11 protein-coding genes are annotated in these 15,722 nt (G+C 74.1%); 7 read left to right on the forward strand and 4 right to left on the reverse strand.

What is annotated here, in order from left to right; translation table 11 throughout:
* Nucleotides 1-66: 66 nt before the first annotated feature.
* Nucleotides 67-1,797 (forward strand): type IV secretory system conjugative DNA transfer family protein, encoded by a 1,731-nt coding sequence (locus FDO69_RS02915; RefSeq protein ID WP_104778470.1) that lies wholly within the window; start codon nucleotides 67-69, stop codon nucleotides 1,795-1,797.
* On the opposite strand, the gene FDO69_RS02920 is transcribed toward FDO69_RS02915, so the two are convergent.
* Both FDO69_RS02920 and FDO69_RS02925 read right to left on the reverse strand, forming a co-directional pair.
* The gene (locus FDO69_RS02920) at nucleotides 1,700-2,980 is read right to left on the reverse strand and encodes a DUF418 domain-containing protein (RefSeq protein WP_234387822.1); all 1,281 of its coding nucleotides are present in this window, start codon (nucleotides 2,978-2,980) and stop codon (nucleotides 1,700-1,702) included. The two genes, FDO69_RS02915 and FDO69_RS02920, sit on opposite strands and share 98 nt — an antisense overlap.
* Complete coding sequence (locus FDO69_RS02925; RefSeq protein ID WP_104778011.1) at nucleotides 2,977-3,369, reverse strand: hypothetical protein; 393 nt, start codon at nucleotides 3,367-3,369, stop codon at nucleotides 2,977-2,979. Before FDO69_RS02925 ends, FDO69_RS02920 begins: the two co-directional genes overlap by 4 nt.
* A 135-nt stretch (nucleotides 3,370-3,504) precedes the next feature.
* On the opposite strand from FDO69_RS02925, the gene FDO69_RS02930 reads away from it, so the two are divergent.
* The 5 genes from FDO69_RS02930 to FDO69_RS02950 all read left to right on the forward strand — a co-directional run bounded on the left by FDO69_RS02930 (nucleotide 3,505) and on the right by FDO69_RS02950 (nucleotide 9,289).
* Nucleotides 3,505-4,539, forward strand: coding sequence for a C40 family peptidase (locus FDO69_RS02930; protein ID WP_104778012.1), 1,035 nt, complete (start codon nucleotides 3,505-3,507; stop codon nucleotides 4,537-4,539).
* A 104-nt stretch (nucleotides 4,540-4,643) separates the two neighbouring features.
* Entirely contained in the window at nucleotides 4,644-5,150 is a 507-nt protein-coding gene (locus FDO69_RS02935) for a DUF4913 domain-containing protein (protein ID WP_104778013.1), read from the forward strand.
* 189 nt (nucleotides 5,151-5,339) lie between these two features.
* Nucleotides 5,340-6,245: a hypothetical protein gene (locus FDO69_RS02940; protein ID WP_104778014.1), complete on the forward strand. Its 906-nt coding sequence runs from the start codon at nucleotides 5,340-5,342 to the stop codon at nucleotides 6,243-6,245.
* Between the two features lie 110 nt (nucleotides 6,246-6,355).
* Nucleotides 6,356-7,651 carry a hypothetical protein gene (locus FDO69_RS02945; protein WP_104778015.1) on the forward strand — a complete coding sequence of 432 codons (1,296 nt, stop codon included), beginning with the start codon at nucleotides 6,356-6,358 and terminating at the stop codon, nucleotides 7,649-7,651.
* Between the two features lie 30 nt (nucleotides 7,652-7,681).
* Complete coding sequence (locus FDO69_RS02950) at nucleotides 7,682-9,289, forward strand: glycosyl hydrolase (protein ID WP_170320828.1); 1,608 nt, start codon at nucleotides 7,682-7,684, stop codon at nucleotides 9,287-9,289.
* Nucleotides 9,290-9,406: 117 nt separating this feature from the next.
* Here the strand turns inward: FDO69_RS02950 and FDO69_RS02955 are convergent, their stop codons facing one another.
* Nucleotides 9,407-12,436 carry an AfsR/SARP family transcriptional regulator gene (locus tag FDO69_RS02955; RefSeq protein ID WP_234387823.1) on the reverse strand — a complete coding sequence of 1,010 codons (3,030 nt, stop codon included), beginning with the start codon at nucleotides 12,434-12,436 and terminating at the stop codon, nucleotides 9,407-9,409.
* A 203-nt stretch (nucleotides 12,437-12,639) separates the two neighbouring features.
* Here FDO69_RS02955 and FDO69_RS02960 point away from each other — a divergent pair, with 203 nt between their 5' ends.
* On the forward strand, nucleotides 12,640-14,034 hold the full coding sequence (locus FDO69_RS02960) for a hypothetical protein (RefSeq protein WP_104778017.1): 1,395 nt from the start codon (nucleotides 12,640-12,642) through the stop codon (nucleotides 14,032-14,034).
* A gap of 155 nt (nucleotides 14,035-14,189) precedes the next feature.
* Here FDO69_RS02960 and FDO69_RS02965 read toward each other — a convergent pair whose 3' ends face one another.
* The gene (locus tag FDO69_RS02965; protein ID WP_104778473.1) at nucleotides 14,190-15,578 is read right to left on the reverse strand and encodes a nucleobase:cation symporter-2 family protein; all 1,389 of its coding nucleotides are present in this window, start codon (nucleotides 15,576-15,578) and stop codon (nucleotides 14,190-14,192) included.
* Nucleotides 15,579-15,722: the final 144 nt, after the last annotated feature.

Below are 15,722 nucleotides of genomic sequence, written 5' to 3' on the forward strand. Positions count from 1 at the left end.
GGCACCGGCGGCGCCCACGAGCAGCTGCCGTGGGCGATCGTGGCGCTCGCCGGGACCGGTGTGGTCATGTTCACCGTCGTCTGGTCCGGCGGGACCCTCGGGTCGGGGCTGACCGGCAACGGCTGGCACGGCCCACCGTTCGCCCTGTCCACCGTGACGCGACTGGTCACCGGCGGGCCCCGCGGCCTGTGGCCCGGGACACCGGCCGCGGCACTCTACGGCGGCATGCTCGGTCTGCTGGCGCTCGTCGCCCTGCCCGTGGCCCTGCTGATGCGTCACCTGCTGGGCCGGGCCGGCCGCACCAAGGGCCTGGCCGGGCGGCGCGAACTCGCCGCGATGTGCCCCAAGGGCATCGAGGACCGGGCCCGCGAACTGCGCCCCACCCTGGAGGGCCGTGACCGGCTCCACCCGGACGAGACCGGCAACCTCCTGGGCGACCTCATGCCGAACGGGCCGGAGTTGCGCAGCAGTCACGAGGACGTGGAGCTCGACCTGATGGCGCCGCGGGCCGGCAAGTCCACCGGCATCGCGGTCCCCCGGGTGCTGCGTGCCCAGGGCGCGGTCCTGCTCACGTCCAACAAGTCGGACGTGTACGCCGTCACCCGCGCCGAACGCGAGAAGGCGGGCACGGTCTGGACGTTCGACCCGCAGGGCATCGCCCACACCCCGCGCGCCCTGTGGTGGGACCTGCTCGGCGAGTGCCACACCATCGAGGGTTCCCGCCGCATGGCCGGTCACTTCGTGGCGTCCGTCAACGACGACACGGCGAAGAAGGACTTCTGGATCTCGGCCGCCCAGAACACCCTCACGGCTCTCTTCCTGGCGGCGGCCCGCAGCGGGACCCCCCTGCCCGAACTGCTCGGCTGGCTCGCCGACCCCGCCGACCGCACCCCGGTCGACCTGCTGCGCGACGCCGGGCTCGTGGCGATGGCCGAGCAGTTGCAGGGCACCGTCCGCGGTGCGGTCGAGACCCGGGACGGCATCTACGAGACCGCCCGCCAGACCGTGTCCTGCCTGCTCGACCCGGAGATCCTCGCCTGGGTCTCGCCCGACCCGCGGCTCCCGGAGTTCCGCCCCGACCGCCATGTCCTCGGCCGGGACACGCTCTACCTGCTCTCCAAGGACGGCGGCGGTTCCGCGGCCGGCGTCATCGCCGGGCTCGCCGACGCGACGATGCGGGCCGGTGTGGTCGCCGCCGAGCGCATGGGCGGCAGGCTGGATCCGCCGCTGACCGCGGTCCTCGACGAGGCCGCAAACGTCTGCCGCATCTCCGACCTGCCGGACCTGTACTCGCACTTCGGCTCCCGGGGCATCAACGTCGTCACGCTGCTGCAGAGTTACCGCCAGGGCGCCCGGGTCTGGGGCGAGGTGGGCATGGACGCGCTGTGGAGCGCGGCGACGGTCAAACTCCTCGGCGCCGGTCTGGACGACGCCGACTTCGTGCAGAAGATCTCCACGCTCGTGGGCCAGCACGACGTCCGCACTCCCACCGTCTCGCGCGGCAAGGAGGGCACGTCCCGGTCGTACTCCTACCGCCAGGAGGCCGTGCTGCCGCCGGACCGCATCCGTGCCCTGCCCAAGGGCACGGCCCTGCTGCTCGCCACCGGCGTCAAGCCCGCTCTGATCCGGCTGCGCCCCTGGTACAAGGAGCCCGGCGCGGCGGCGATCTCGGCGGCGGCGAAGGCGGAGACGGCGGCCATCACGGAGCGGGCCGCACGCCGTCTTTTCCCGGGTCCGCGCTCCGTCGCGGGCCTGCCCGGTCCGCAGGGGGTGCCGCTGTCCAAGCGGGCTTCGTGACCGTCCGCGGCAAGCCTGCGGGGCACCGGCCCAGCGTCACGGCGCGCAGCGCCCGCTCGGCCGGCCCGTACCGCGTGCGCGCCGACAGCCGTGCGCCGAGCGCGAGCTGGGCGGCGTAGAGCAGGACGCACCCGGCCAGCACGGCGACCGTACCGGCCCGGTCGTACAGCCTCAGCCCGTACCCGGAGAAGACCCAGGCGAGGACGAGAGACTGGGTGAGGTAGTGGCTGAGCGCCATGCGCCCGGCGGCGGCGAGCACACCGGCCGCCGCCGGGACGCGGGCCGTGGTGCGGCGCGTGAGCAGCAGAAGCAGACCGCAGGCGTACGACGTGGTGAGCGCCGGGGCGGTCAGGACGGTGGCCGCCTGCCCGACGAAGAACCAGCGGCCGTCCAGCGGCCCGCTCGCGCAGCAGGCGGCGATCACGCCCCCGCCGAGGCCGAGCGGCAGCCACCGCAGGGCCGTCCGGCGCAGCCACGCACGGTCCCGGCCGCGCCGCTCGGCCAGTCGGCACTTCGCGGCCGCCAGCCCGCCCAGGAAAGCGGCCAGCATGGCGGGCGCGTACAGCAGGTCGGTGCCGAGCGCGGCCGGCAGGTCCCGCAGGTGGGTGCCGAGCACGGAGGCGGCGTCGCCCCGGTAGGCGGCGGCGCGCTCGGCGGCATGGGGCGCGTACGCGGTGCCGGTGATTGGCTCGGTGAGGGCGACGGTCAGCAGCCCGTACCCGAGCAGCAGCGCCGCCAGGAGCAGCAGCAGGGCGGCCGCCACCCGCAGCAGTGCCCGGACGCCGAGCCCGCTCAGCCCGTACAGCACCAGCGCGAGGACGGCGTACGTCATCAGGACGTCCCCGGGGTACAGCAGGACCGCGTGTGCCGCGCCCAGCACGAACAGGCCCGCCGTGCGCCGCAGATGGCGCGGGGCGAAGGCGGCACCGGCCCGGCGCGCCGACCGGGCCTGGAGGACGAAGCTGTAGCCGAAGAGGAAGGAGAACAGGACGTAGAACTTGGCGGTGACCAGCGCGGTCACCGCCCACGCGGCGACACGGTCCGCCCCCGACGCCCCGGGCCCGCCGCCGAAGACCGTGGACGGGCCCGCCATCAGCAGGGCGTTGACCACCAGGATGCCGAACAGGGCGAACCCGCGCAGCACATCGAGCTCGCCGATCCGCCGGGCGCGGGGCCGGCTCACCTCGCCGTCACGACCCCGGTGCCGAACGCCACGGTGGCGGACAGGAACCACCCGAACGACGGCGCCAGGAGATGCCGGGACGTCCACAGTCGGGCTTGGGTGGGGCGCTCGCGCGCGTGGACGACCGGCACGCGGGCGCCGACCGGTGGCACTCCCCAGAACGGCCCGAGCGGTCCGGGGTCCAGGACGAGGTCCCTTCCCAGGTGGTCGGAGAACACGACCAGCCCGCCGCGCCGCGGGTCGGTCGCCGCGCGGGCCGTCACCCGCCCCATCACCCGCCGACCGCGCGCCCACAGGGCGGCGGCCGTCGCCAGCGCCCGGACCGCGGCCAGCAGACTTCCGAGGCCGAGCCCCGTACACAGCGCGAGCAGCACCACCTGTGCGTTCACATCATCCCCTTCGCCGGACGCCCCGGGGGCACAACGGGCCGCGGGGGCGCCCCGGTTCACACCGTCCTTGAACCTCCGCGGGGCACGGGTCCGTTGTGCGGGTGCCCAGATGACCACGAAGGAGCCACGAACCGCATGAGACAGATCCCGGGCGCGCACGGCCGCCGGACGGCGGCCGTCGTCACGCTGGCCCTGACCCTGACGGCGACGCTCCACCAGCCCGCCGGTGCCGAACCGCAGTCCCTCCCCGAGGTGCGCGCCGAACTCGACCGCCTCTACCACCAGGCCGAGGTCGCCACGGAGAAGTACAACGCCCTGGACGGCAAGGTCACCCGGCAGGAGAAGCGCCTCGGCACGCTCCGGACCCAAGTGGCCTCTGCCGAACGGAAGCTGAGCCGTCTGACCGGAGCGGCCGGGGCTGCGGCCCGCTCCCAGTACCGCGGGGGCGCCGTCCCCGCCGAGGTGCAGTTCGCCCTCGCCGGCGATCCCGAACGCGCCCTGGACAACGCGTCGTTGGCTCGTCAGGCGCAGCTGGCCACACATCGGAGGATCAAGGCCCTGGCCCTGGCGGAGGAGGAGCTGCTCACCCGCGGCGACGAAGCGGCCGACGAGCTGAAGCGGCTGCGCCGCAACCGCGGTTACCTGGACTCCCACCGCAGGACGATCCGGACCCGGATCGACGCGGCGCGACGCGTCGAGTCGCGGCTGGAGCAGAAGCAGCGCCGAGAACTGGCCGCGCTCGAACGCAGGACGGCCGACGAGGCCCAGGCGGAGTGGGTGCGGTCGGGCGTCCTCGACAGCGCGGGCACCGAGGGCACTACCGCGGGCCGCGAGGCCGTCGCCTTCGCGACCAGGGAACTCGGCAAGCCGTACGTCTGGGGCGCCGAGGGCCCCGACTCCTACGACTGCTCCGGTCTCACCTCGCAGGCCTGGCTGGCGGCGGGTGTGGTCATCCCGCGCACCTCGCAGGAGCAGTGGCGCCTGCTGCACCGCGTCCCGGTGACGAAGATGCGCCCCGGTGACCTGATCATCTACAACGCCGACGCCAGTCACGTCTCCCTCTACATCGGCGACGGCCGGATGATCCACGCCCCTCGCCCGGGGCGTGACGTGACGGAGGCGCCGGCCGGGTCGATGGAGATCCTCGGGGTGGTGCGACCCGACGCCTGACCTCCCGGACACGGCTCCACCGGGCACGCGACGCCCCCGGAGCACCGGTCCTCCAGCCGCCACCCCACGCCACTCCAGGTGCCACGCACGAGCAGGAGAGCGCCATGTCCACCAGCCAGTCGACGCCCCCCTCGGTCTCCGGGGCGGCGCCACCCCAGGGCGCCCCGGCCGACGGGTCCGCCCCGGCACCCGGTGGGGAGCCGCCCACGCCGCCGCGCTTCATCCTCTACCTGGACGGGCCCGCGTACGCGCAGACGCTGCGCCAGCTGACCCTGTGGACGCACCACGTGCTGCTGCCGGTCTACGGCAGGGAGGTCACCTCACAGTCCCCGTGGTGCCCCGTGTGGTGGGAACACCCCGAGGCGGTCGCCCGGTTGCACGGCCTGTGGCTCGCCTGGGGCGATCTCACCGGGCCCGGCTCGGACATGACCGGACCGGCCGTCTGGCACCGCGACCACCTGTCGTCGGTCATGGACACCCTGCGGGACCCGCAGGGCCCGTTCGCGGGCTGCAAGCCCGGCATGCACCGCCCCAAGGAGAAACCCACCGTCGAGACGATGGACCCCTTCGGGCCGCCGCCCCCTCCCCCGCCGCCGTCCCCGTGGTCGTGAGCCGGCCGCCGGGTGGACGCCCCGGCGAGCGGCACGTGCGGGCGGAAGGGGATGAACCCTCCACCCCCGCCGCCGCGTTGTGGTTCCCGATCGGTACAGCCATCCGGTCGGCGGTGCCGGACCCGGCACCGTCACAGGCTCCGTGCGCAGCGCCGTACGGAGTGCTCACCTCCCGGAAGGAAGGGTGACATGGCAGGATCCCAACACTCGGACGACAGCGCCAACAGCAACGCCAGTTCCTACTCGTCCGTCAGGGTCTCCGACGACGGAAGGCGGGCGCAGGCCCGGGCCTCCAGCGCGCCGGTCCCGGACGACGCGCCCCCGCTGTTCGCCAATGCGGGGACCGGCGTGTACGACCAGAACGCCCGGCAGTTCTACGCGGTCAACCCGGCCCAGCCGAAGGGCCAGCAGGTCGCGCGGTGGAGCAGGAGCGCCGCCGCCTGGGTTTCGGAGAACAAGTCCCGCGTCGTGAAGGCACTGGTCGACGTCACGCCGACGGTCATCCAGGGCGCCGCGGGGTTCACGTCCGGCCGGGCCAAAACAATTTTGAGCGGCGTCGGCATAGCCGCGCAGGCCGGGGCGGCCGGCTACGAGCTCTACGGCCAGGCCAAGCAGAGCTTCGCGGGCGGCCACGTGGACCGGGTCCAGGTCAGCACGAGCGCCGGCAGGCTCGCGTCCGCGGCGCTGAACACGTACGCCGCCGTGGCCGACCAGGAAGCTGCGGTCACCTCGGCGGTCGGCGGAACGGGTACCTGGTTGGCCGGAGCCGCCACGATGACCGACATCGTGCACCACGCCCACACCGACCCGGGACGGGTGGCGGCCGACCCCGGCTATGAGATGTACGGGATGCACCGCAACCCGGCGCTCGGCAACCAGCCCGGGCAGTACCCGCCCGGGTTCACCCCCACACCGGCACCGCCGTCCTCCACCTCGTCCCTGTCGGCGCCGGCCGGCAACACCCCGGCCAACAGCACCCCGGCCGGGAACTTCAGCCCGGCCGGCACCTCCAGCGGACGCGTCAGCAGTCAGCAGCCGGCACAGGCGCAGCTGTCGCAGAAGGCCCAGGGCAAGAAGCCGGTCGGCCGCCGCTGAGGGACACCGCACCGCCGTACCGGCGCGGGCGTGCCGGGGCTGAACCAGCGGCCCCGGCACGCCCGCTGTCCCCCCCTTGTCCGCACCTTCCGACCTGAGAGAGGGCCACCGTGGCGGATGACAACGCGGCCTCCCCGAACCGGAACCGGCCGGCCAAGGAGCGTCCCGAGGCTGCACTGGCGCGTCAGCTGCTCGCGACCGAGTACCGCCTGCGGGAAGGGCGCCGCGGCGCCGGACGCGACGCGGCGGACACGCCGGGCGCCTGGAGCGGTCTGGCGGAGCGCCTGCGCAGGCTCGTCGACCGGCTGTCCGAGCGGTACCGGGCCGATGCCGGCGGCCCGGACGCGGGCGCGGCCGGGTCCGGGCAGCCGGTCCCGGCGCAGACGACCGCCCCCGCCCGGACCGGTGTCGACGGGCCGTCCCCGGAGGGTGCCGGACCGTCGGCGCACCCGGACGTGGTGCGCCTGGAACGGCGGATCGGCCGGCTGCCGACGCTTCGGCACGAGGCCTTCGAGGACGCGGTGCTCCACCTGCTGCGGACCGACGAGCGGTTCAGGAAGGCGTACGAGCGGTCCCCGGAGAGCATGCCGACGGTCGCCCGGTACGCGGCCAACGCCCACACGCGGGAGGCGCTGCGGGAGTCGTCCGCGGGCGCGGACCCACAGGAGCGCGCGTCGCCGGGGGCCGGGCCGTCCCGGACCGCGTCGGTCGCGCGCACGAACGCCACCACCGACAGCGCTGCGCAGACGGAGACCGAGACGGGAACGCGCACCGCCGCCGAGGCGCTGGACGCCGCCCGCGACCGGATCATGGCAGCCGACGCACGGCAGTTCGCGGCGCTGCGCGCACGCTGGGAGCGTGCGGCCGGCCGGGAGCGGCCGGACACCGCACCGTTCCCGGCGCGGGACCGGAGCGGATTCGAGGGCCCCCAGCAGGACGAGATGGCCGACGGGCAGGCCTTCCGTGCGGCCCAGCGGGCGCAGTGGGAGCGGCTCGGCACCGGCGCCACCGCCTCCCCCGAGGCCCTGGACGGGGAGGGCTACCGGGCCGCCGTCGAAGCCCGGCGGGAGCAACTGGGCACCGGCCCCACCGCCGTTCCGCGCTCCACCGACGCCTTCGACGGCCAGGCCTTCCTCGCGGCCGAGCGAGCCGCTCAGGGAACCGGGCGGGACCCGGACCCCGCCGGGCCGCCGACGGACGCCGCCAGGAGCGCGCCCCTGCCGCCCCTGCTCAGCAGCGAGGGACACGCGGCCGTACGCAGCTCCCTCGACACCCTCCGGCCCTTCCTCACCTCCACGGCCGCGGGCACCCCGGACACGCCGACGCGTCCGCACCGCCCCGCGCCGGTCCACAAACCCACCACCCCCACCACCCCCACCACCCCCCAGAAGAGAGGACGGACATGACGTACGTCGCCCCGGAGGGAGGCGAGGTCCGTGCGTAGACCGCTCCTGCGCCGCCGCACCTCGTTCCTGCTCGCACTGCTCCTGGTCGTGGCCGGTGTCACCGGGACCGCGGCTCTGATGCAGAACCAGCGCTCGGACGGTGTGAGCATCGCGGGGACACCGGCCGCCGGCACCGGCTCCCCCGAGCACACCATCACCTTCCGCAACACGACGGACCACCGCATCTGGATCGGCAGCACGGTCAACGCCGACGGGTCGGCACCGCTCACCGGGCTGCCCACGCTGGACCCGGGCCGGTCGGCCACCGTCACCGTCCCCGAGCAATCCGGCGCCGGGCACTGGCGCGGCAAGTTCTTCGCCCGCGAGGGCTGCACCGGCGAGGAGGGGAGCACGTTCCACTGCGCCGTCGGCGACTGCGGCCCCTACGCCGACCGGTGCTCGACCGGTGAACAGCCGACCGGCCTGGCCGAGTTCAACTTCGACCCGAAGGACGGCGCGGCGCCCTGGTACAACGTCAGCTACGTCAACGCCGTCGCCGCGCCGATCACCATCACGCCCGACGGCGTGGCACCGCCCGAGACGGGCGAGTGCGCGCCGGCCGGATGTGCCACGGATCTGCTCGCCGCCTGCCCGGCGGACGACCTGGTCCGGGACGAGGCCACCGGCCGGCCCCTGGTCTGCGTCAACCCGAACCGGGACGCCACGACGCCCTACAGTGACGCGCTCGCCGCGAAGTGCCCGACCGCGTACAGCTGGTCCAAGCACGACACCGAGCAGGGCAACCAGGTCGTGTACCAGTGCCGGGAGTGCACGGGCCTGACCGTCACCTTCCACGGCACCGGTGACGGCGCCGCCGCGCCCGAGCCCGGTCCCGCGGTCACCGAGCGGCCCGGCGGCGACGGCACCCCGGCGGCCTCCCGCAAGGGCGTCGCCCTGAACCAGGTGGCGGGCGCCTCCGAGGCCCTGGCCGACTCCGGTTCGTCCTGGTACTACAACTGGGCCTCCTCCGCCGGCGGCGTCACCGGTACCACCGGTGCCGAGTACGTCCCGATGGTCTGGGGGCCCGGGTCCGTCACCGACGCCGAGCTGGGGCAGGCCGCCCGCGAAGGGAAGGCGCTTCTGGGCTTCAACGAGCCGGATCATCCGGACCAAGCCGATATGTCCCCCGAGCAGGCCCTCGATCTGTGGCCCCGGCTGGAGTCCACCGGCCTGCGGCTGGGCGCGCCCGCGGTGGCCTCCGGCGCGGACGTGCCGGGCGGCTGGCTGGACCGGTTCATGACCGGGGCCGAACAGCGGGGCCTGCGGGTCGACTTCATCCCCGTGCACTGGTACGGCGCCGACTTCGGGCCCGGCGCGACCGACCGGTTGCGCGGCTATCTGCAAGCCGTCCACGACCGCTACAAGAAGCCGGTCTGGCTCACCGAGTACGCCCTGACCGACTTCTCCCGGGGTGCCCCGCGCTACCCGAGCGAGCAGGAGCAGACCGCCTTCGTCCGGTCCTCCACCGAGATGCTGGACAAGCTGGACTTCGTCGAGCGGTACGCGTGGTTCGCGCTGTCGAAGGAGACCAGCCCGACGGGTCTGTACGACGGGGCGGTGCCCAACGCGAGCGGGCGGATCTACCGCGAGGCGCGCTGAGGCACCGCCGGCGGTGAGGGCGGCTCGCCGGAGTTGAACCGTCCTCACCCCCGCACGCGTTGTGCGGGTGCCTGCCGGCGCATCGCCGGCTGGCCTCACCCACGAAGGAGAGCCATGTCAGGCGGTCCGTCTCGGCGCGGCCTCCCGGACGCGCGCGTCGGCCGGGCCGTCCGGCAGGCGGTCGAGCCGCTCACGGACCTGCTCGGCGTCCGGGTGGCCGAACTCCGCGAAGATCGCGAGGGCGTGCCGCCAGCTCGCCCGGGCCGCCTCGAGCTCTCCGCCGTCGAGGTGGACGTCCCCGAGATGGCCCAGTGTGTGGCCCTCGCCCCAGCGGTTGCCGATGTCCCGGTGGGTCGCGAGCGCCCGGCGGTAGTGACCGACGGACTCGCCGTGGCGGCCGAGCCGGTGGTGGATCGTGCCGAGGATGTCGAGGGTGACGCCCTCGACCCAGCGGTTGCCGCCCGCCCGCAGGACGACCAGCGCCCGCTGCAGGCAGTCGAGGGCCTCGTCGTAGCGTCCCATCCGCTGGTAGGCGTCGCCCAGGTTGCTCAGGGCGATGCCCTCGCCCCAGACGTTGCCATCGATGCGGTCGAGGGCCAGCGCGCGGCGGGCGTACTCGACGGCTTCGCGGAGCCGGCCCGCGTGCAGGTACGCGTCGCCCAGATTGGCGATCACCGATGCCCGGGCCAACCTGTCCCCCGATTCCCGGCTCAGCGCCAGCGCCTGGTGCAGGTGCTCGACGGCCTCGTCGTACCGGCCGGCGTTGCGCAGCGCGGCGGCCGTGTCGGACAGGCTCTGGGCCTCCCCCTCCCGGTCCCCGGCATCGCGGGCGGCGGTCAGCCCCGTCCGTGCGGTGTCCAGCCAGTCGTGCACGTGGCTGCGGAGGTAGAAGAACCCCCACAGGACGGCGGGCAGTCGCCACGCGGTGCCGGTGTGCCCGGCCTGGGCGGCCTGGTGCACGGCGACGATCAGGTTGGGCCGTTCGGTCTCGCACCAGTCCAGTGCACGCTCGTGCGTGGTGAACTCCAGCGGGCGGCAGTCCTCCGGCCGCGGTTCCAGCGGGATGCGACGGCGGCTGGGGGTGATGTGCGGGTAGGCCGCGTCGGCGGTGTGCAGGTACCAGGTCAGCAGCCGCTGGAGCGCCAGATCCCGCTCCTGTGGGGTCTCCTCCACGCCTACGCGTTCGGCGGCGTACACGCGGAGCAGGTCGTGCAGGGTGTAGCGACCCGGGAAGTGCTCGGTGAGCAGATGGGCACGGGTCAGCTCGGCGAGGAGCCCCCGCGCCTCACGCGGGGCGAGTCCGGCGAGGGCGGCCGCCGCCGGCGCGGAGATGTCGGGCCCCGCGTGCAGCCCCAGGAGCCGGAACAGACGCGCGGCCGGAGCGGACAGCGCCTTGTAGGACCAGGAGAAGACGGCCCGTACGTCGGTGGTGATGTCGTCGCCGCCGGTGAAGGCGTCCAGGCTGCCGTGACTTTCGTTCACCTCGTCGGCGATGGCGCTGAGCGGGAACCCGGGGTGGGCGCAGGCGTGCGCGGCGACGATGGCGAGGGCCAGCGGCAGGCGGCCGCACCGCGCGACGATCTCGTCCGCGGCCCGGGGTTCCGCGGCCAGCCGGTCGCCGCCGAGACGCCGGGCCAGCAGATCGTGCGCCTCGGCCGGGGAGAGCTGGTCCAGCGTCAGGGGGTGCGCCCCCTCGCCGGCGACCAGACCCGTGAGCCGGTTGCGGCTGGTGACGATGACCAGGCAGCCCGGGGACCCGGGCAGCAGCGGGCGCACCTGTTCGGTGTCGCGGGCGTTGTCGAGCAGGATCAGCACCCTGCGGCGGGCCAGCAGGCTGCGGTACAGCGCGACCTGGGCGTCGAGGCCGGCGGGTATCCGCATCGGCGGTACGCCGAGCGCGTCGAGGAAGCCGCGTACCGCTTCGTCCGGTGTCAGCGCGGAGCCGGTCGGGTCGAAGCCGCGCAGATTGACGTAGAGCTGACCGCCGGGGAACCGGTCCGCGACGCGGTGGGCCCAGTGGACGGCCAGGGTCGACTTGCCGATCCCGCCCATGCCGCCGATCGCACTGATCACCACGGTCGACGGGGGGCTGCCGTCACGGGGCAGCAGGTTGCCGATCCGGTCGAGTTCGGGGTCGCGCCCGGCGAACGTCGGCAGGTCCGCCGGCAGTTGCGCGGGGCGGGCCGGCTGGAACGCCGTGCCGTTCGGGTCGGCGGGGCCGAAGCGGGCCGCGTCGTCCGGCGCCGTCCGCCCCGCCGTCGCGCCGTCGGCCGTCGTCCCGTCCTCCGGTGCCGCGCCGGACGGTGCCGCCCGTACGGACGGCCCGGCCTGCCCGGGCACCGCCGGAGCCGAAGTCCGGGCCGGGTGCGGCATCAGGGCCGGGTCGGCGGCCAGGATGCGGTCGTGCAGGTCCCGGAGCGACAGCCCGGGTTCGACGCCCAGTTCCGCCACCAGGGCGGCGCGTGTCCCGCGGTACGCGGCCAGTGCCTCGGCCTGCCGTCCCGACCGGTACAGGGCGAGCATGAGCAGGCGGCACAGCTCCTCACGCAGGGGGTGTCCGGCGGTGAGCGGGAACAGCTCGGCGATCACCTCGTGGTGGCGTCCGAGCTCGATGTCGGCGTCCAGCCGGGCCTCCAGCGCGGCCAGCCACTCCTCGTCCAGCCAGGAGCGCGACGTCTCGGCGAGCGGGCCGGGGAGTCCGGTCAGCGCGGCGCCCCGCCAGCCGTCGAGCGCGGCGTGCAGCAGGTCCGCGGCGCCGGAGACGTCGCCCGCGGCGCGCGCCTTCTTCGCCTGCGCGACCCGGGACTGGAACACGGCGAGGTCCAGGCCGTCGTCCGGAACGCGCAGCAGGTATCCGTCACCGACGGAGACGAGCACCCGGGGCTGCCCGTCCGGGCCGCGGTCGGGTTCCAGCACCTTGCGCAGGCGCGACACGTAGGTCCGCAGTACGGACACGGCGGCAGCGGGCGGCTCCTCTCCCCAGACGGCGTCGATGAGTTCGCCGAGCGGCAGGGGGCGCCCGCGTCGTAAGAGGAGCGCCGCCAGCACCACCCTCTGCTGCGGCGAGCCGAGGTCGAGTTCCCGCTCCCCGCGCCACGCCCGGACCGGCCCCAGCACAGCAAAACGGAAGGTATTCACGTAGTCCACGTTCGGACTCTAGTGCGCACCCGCTCCGGCTCGCGCACTTCAGCGGAACATGCCGTTCCGTCACCTGTCACCGCTGACGTGCCGCTCCTCCCCCTTTTCACCGGCGAGTTGAACCGTGGACGGCCGGCGTCCGTTGCGTACGCGGGCACCGCCGACACCGCCCCGGCCGCGCGACCGGCCGGGAACAGCAGAGAGGAACGCCGATGAGCCCGGGCCAAGAGGAAGCGGACGAGCAGGTCACCGTGGGCGAACACGCCGCGCAGCGGGGCCCGTCCGAGCCGTCCCCGCACTTCACGGTGGTCATCTCCGGCGACGGATCGGCCGCCGTCGACGGTGAACCGGTGCCGGTCGCGGAGGGTACGACGGTCGACGCCGCGATCCTCGACCTGCTGCATGGACACGCCCGCGAGCTGGACACCGCCGTCACGGCGGCGATCTCCGACCCCGGCGCCGGGTACGTGGCACACGTCGAGGTCTTCCCGGACGGATCGAGCGCGCTGCGGCAGCAAGAGGAGGAGGCGGCGGAGGAGGATCCGGCGCCGTCGGCCGTCCACCAGGCCGTCGCCCCCGCCGGGGCAGACCGGGACGCTCCTGACGACGTCGACGAGGCGGCCTACACGCTGCCCGAGCCCGAAGGCCCCCCAGCCACCCGCCCCGGACCACAGCCCGCGCCCGCGCCCGCGCCCGCTCGCCGGCCCGGGTCCCGCCAGTCGGACGACGAGTTCGCCGGGCCCGGCCTGCTCGGCAGGCCCCTGGTGGTCGGGCCGGTGGCGCTCGGAGTGGCCGCGCTGGTCGTCGTGCCGCTGGTGATCCTTGGCAGCGGCGGTTCCGGCGACGGCGGAAAGCGGGAGGAGACCGCCGCGCGTGCGGGCGGTTCGTCGTCGGCCTCGCCCTCACCGGCCCTCTCCCCGTCCTCGCTGCCGATCCCGCCCCCGTCCGCCTCCCCCTCGGCCGAGGACAAGGGCAAGGGCAAGGACAAGGACAAGGAGCGGAGCGGCAAGAAGCCGAAACCGAAGGACACCTCGGGGGCGAAGGGCGCTGGCAAGGTCACCGTCACCGTCACGGCCAGGCCCCCGGCCGCCACCACCACCGTCACCGCCGAGCCCCCGCAGGACACCGCGGCCAGTGCCGTGAAGCGGCTCGCCGCGAGCGACCCCTCCGGACGGCACATCTGCTACCGCGCGTACGTCTTTGGGCAGGGCTGGCAGAAGCCGGTGTGCGACGGCACGATGGCCGGCACATCGGGCCGGAACCGGCCGATCAAGGCCCTCAACATCGCGGTGCACGGCGTCGGCGGATCCGCCGCCAACGCCTTCCGGCACGCGGCGAAGCCGGTCGACGGCCGCGGCGAGTGGCAGCCCAGCTGGACGGCCGTCACCGGCGACGGCCGGAACTTCACCATCGGCAGCGCGAAGCGGAACGCGCCGAACATGCTGGGCTTCGCGATGAACGTCGGCACCGGCGAGATCTGCAACACCGTCCGTCTGCGCGGCCATGACTGGGGCGGACGGGCATGCAGCAAGCCCCGCCCCGACTTCACCTTCGGCGGCACCCTGGACAACGACGTCTGGCTGGAGGCCGTGAAGCTCACCGTGTGACCGCGCAGGTAAGACCAGGGCACGACGGGGGAAGTGATGCGGTTCCCCTCCGAATCAATGATCGAGGAGGGCGAGCGCGGATCACGACAGCGCTCGCCCTGATGGTCCGTCGACTGTTGAGTGATCCGAGGGGAAGCCGCACCGGAGCCCTGCCGTCAGGACACGGCCGGCGCCTTCGGTACGTCCGTCAGCTCCTCGCCCGCCTCCATCGGGTGGGTCACGTCGTGGGCGTCGTGGCCGCCGCGGCCCAGGTGGTTGAAGACCAGGTTGAGCAGCACGGCCGCCACACAGCCCGTCGAGATGCCGGAATCCAGGACGATCCTCGCCGTCTCCGGGAAGGCGTGGTAGAACTCCGGGGCCGTGATGGGGATGATGCCGACGGCCAGGGAGACGGCCACGATCAGGACGTTGTTGTCCTTGTCCAGGGCTGCCCGGACCAGGGTCTGGATGCCGCTGGCGGCGACCGAGCCGAACAGGACCACGCCCGCCCCGCCGAGCACCGGGCGCGGTACGACGGCGATCAGCGAGGCCGCCATCGGGCACAGGCCCATCAGCACCAGGAATCCGCCGCCCGCGGCGACGACGTACCGGCTGCGGATCTTCGTCATGGCGACCAGGCCGATGTTCTGCGCGAAGGCGCTGCACATGAAGCCGTTGAAGAGGGGGCTGATCGCCGAGCCGAGGGTGTCGGCGCGCAGGCCGGCCGCGATGGTCCTCTCATCGGCCGGGCGCTCGACGATCTCGCCCAGCGCCAGCATGTCGGCGGTCGACTCGGTCATCGACACCACCATCACCACGCACATCGAGATGATCGCGGCGAGCTGGAACTGCGGTGCCCCGAAGTGGAACGGGGTGGGGAAGCCGATGACGGCCGCGTCCGCGACGGGGGCGAAGTCCGTGGCGCCGAACGGGATCGCGATCAGCGTGCCGATCACCAGGCCGAGCAGCACGGCGATCTGCTTGACGAAGCCCCTGGTGAAGCGACGCAGCACCAGCACGATCAGCAAGGTGACGGCGGCCAGTGCGAGGTTGGTCGCCGAGCCGTAGTCGTGCGCCGTCGGATCGGGGCCCTGCGCCCAGCCGAAGGCGACCGGGAGCAGCGATATGCCGATCAGGGTGATGACCGTTCCGGTCACGACGGGCGGGAAGAAGCGGATCGCCTTGCAGAAGACGGGGGCCGCCAGGAAGCCCAGCAGGCCTGCGACGATCACCGCGCCGAAGATGACGGGCAGGGCGTCGGACTTGTCCTCGGTCGAGGCGACGATGGCGGTCATCGGGGCGACACCGGCGAAGGTGACGCCATTGACGAACGGCAGCCGGGCGCCGATCTTCCAGATGCCGAGGGTCTGCAGGAAGGTGGCGAGGCCCGCGGTGAACAGGCAGGCGCCGGTGAGGAAGGTCAGGTCGGTGGCGGTGAGGCCGATGGCCGCGCCGACGATCAGGGGCGGGGCGACGACTCCGGCGTACATGGCGGCCACGTGCTGCAGGCCGGTCGTCGCCATCTTGAGCGCGGGGAGTTTTTCGTCAACGGGGTGGTCGGCCACGGCGGCGTCCCTCCGGTCGGGTACACGGCTGGGCACGAGGGCCGCCGTGGGTGTCAGGGAGGTGGTGCGGGTGGTCATGGGGGGTACCTCCCTGCTCGAGCGAAGCCGAGAGCTTGGGAGGGACCGGACATGCGGCGGACGGTG

The organism is Streptomyces tibetensis (assembly GCF_007655005.1).
In the GTDB taxonomy this organism is placed as follows: Bacteria; Actinomycetota; Actinomycetes; order Streptomycetales; family Streptomycetaceae; genus Streptomyces; species Streptomyces tibetensis.